Here is a 1,999-nt window from a genome sequence, read left to right as displayed (position 1 = left end):
ACAAGAACTCTACTGGTAAGTACCATGTTCACCTCTATTACATTCAAAATGATGGATCTCGGATTGGTATTGGTACCACAACAACAGACGTAGAAGTTAGAAATGCCATGACCAAGACGCAAGCTTCTATTAAGAATGTTAATGCAACGAACGGGACTTATACAGTAGCTGTAGATCAAGCACCTCAGGGACGTCAGATTAAGAATATTCGTGTGGCAGCTTGGTCTAAAGCTCATCAAGAAAATCTTTACTGGTATTCCGCAACACCGACAGGTATGCACACAGAGATCACTGTCTCTGCCAATAATCACGGTAACGAAGCGGGCAACTATACTACTCACGTCTATGTGGACTACAAAGATGGAGGAGTTGAAGGTTTTAACCTCGGTCAGACAGCCTTGTCTCCACGAAATCAAAAGGTGAATCCACAAACAACCTATTATTCTCAACGGGATCCTCGTTGGGCTGGGAAATATTACGGTGTGAGCAATGTCGATCAGTCAGGTTGTGTGCCAACCTCTCTTGCTATGACCTTTACAGATATCCTAGGTAAAACTATTTTGCCAACAACAGTAGCTGATTATCTCTACAACAATACTGATTCATTCAACAAAGGTGAAGCAGGAACAGATTCTGATGGGATTGTAGCTGCCACTCGTAACTGGGGCTTGAAGAGCCAATTGATTAATGGAGCTGGAGGCATTGCAGAAGCCCTCATGGCTGGCAAGCATGTACTTGCTGCGGTAGGCAATAGCCAATTTACTAGCGATCCTTATACTCATGAATTGGTCTTGCATGGTTATGACAATGGAAGAACCTATGTTCGCGATCCATATAATAGCGGCAACAACGGCTGGTACTCCATCAATTATCTTCACTCTATTAAGAGTAAAGACCCGATGGATAACAAGCTTGGAGCACCTTTCTTCTCAATTTTTGCATAAGCTAATCAGAAGGCCAATCTTGCCTTCTGTTTTCTTTAAAAATAGGATTCTTCTCACGATATTGTTTCTTGATCCGGCGGTTTGTGCTATAATACTACTATGTGGGTACAATCCGTATAAAAAATTGTAAGGAAGATACATGAAAAAGAAAGATCTTATTTTTTATGCTGGGACAGCCGTTTTGTTGGCTTTTTCGACACAACAAGTCAAAGCCGATGAGCAACATGCGTCCGATCAAACACCAGAAAATACATCAGCTGTCGTTGCAAAAACAACAACTTCATCAGAAGCACAGAATACCGTGAGCGAAGAAGTGGGAGTTGAGAAAGGTATTCAGACAGAAAATACCGTTGCAACAGAGGCAGCACCTGTCACACCGACTCTTGGCAATAACCAGTCTTCTGACAAGGGCACTAGCGACAAGGTTGTATCAGAGCAACCAGCGCCAGCTGTGGTAGCTAGTCGTGCACCATATGGCGCACGCGCACGAGTGGTAGCAGCAAGAAATGAGAGTGTTCCTCAACAGGAATCTCCAGTTTCCGCAGATTTGACTATTGCAAAATCAGAGTCAGACGGCACCTTCACCATTACGGCTAAGAATCTTCAAGGCTTGGATGGTTATGAAGAAGTGAAGATTCCATTCTGGTCTCATGCCAATGGGATGAAAGACATCATCTGGTACACTCCAAATCGTCAAGCAGATGGTTCTTATACCGTAACAGCCAAAGCCAGTGACCACGAAAACGCGGATGGCAAGTACGAAGCGCAAGTCTTCTATGTGGATGCCAAAGGCCAAAACAAGTTTGTCAAGAAAGCCTTTATTGACTACACAGCTCCTAAACCATCTGCTGATCTAACCATTACGAAATCAGATTCAGACGGTACTTTCACCATTACAGCTAAGAACCTTCAAGGCTTCGATGGCTACAAGGAAGTGAAGATTCCATTCTGGTCTCATGCCAATGGGATAAAAGATATCATCTGGTACACTCCGACTCGCCAGGCAGACGGTTCTTATACCGTAACAGCCAAAGCTAGTGACCACGAAAACGCTG

At 43.8% G+C, this 1,999-nt stretch carries 1 protein-coding gene and 1 pseudogene; both read left to right on the top strand.

Going from position 1 to position 1,999, the window contains the following annotated elements; genetic code table 11:
* A partial coding sequence (locus HMPREF2893_RS08800) for a GBS Bsp-like repeat-containing protein (RefSeq protein ID WP_186822252.1) occupies nucleotides 1-944 on the top strand: 944 nt, incomplete at its 5' end.
* Nucleotides 945-1,083: 139 nt separating this feature from the next.
* A pseudogene (locus tag HMPREF2893_RS08795) lies at nucleotides 1,084-1,999 on the top strand (GBS Bsp-like repeat-containing protein); the annotation flags it as partial.

It is taken from the genome of Streptococcus sp. HMSC072C09, from assembly GCF_001813105.1.
In the GTDB taxonomy this organism is placed as follows: Bacteria; Bacillota; Bacilli; order Lactobacillales; family Streptococcaceae; genus Streptococcus.
The sequence above is the reverse complement of the archived record's forward strand: the minus strand, read 5'-3'. Positions and strand labels throughout refer to the sequence as shown.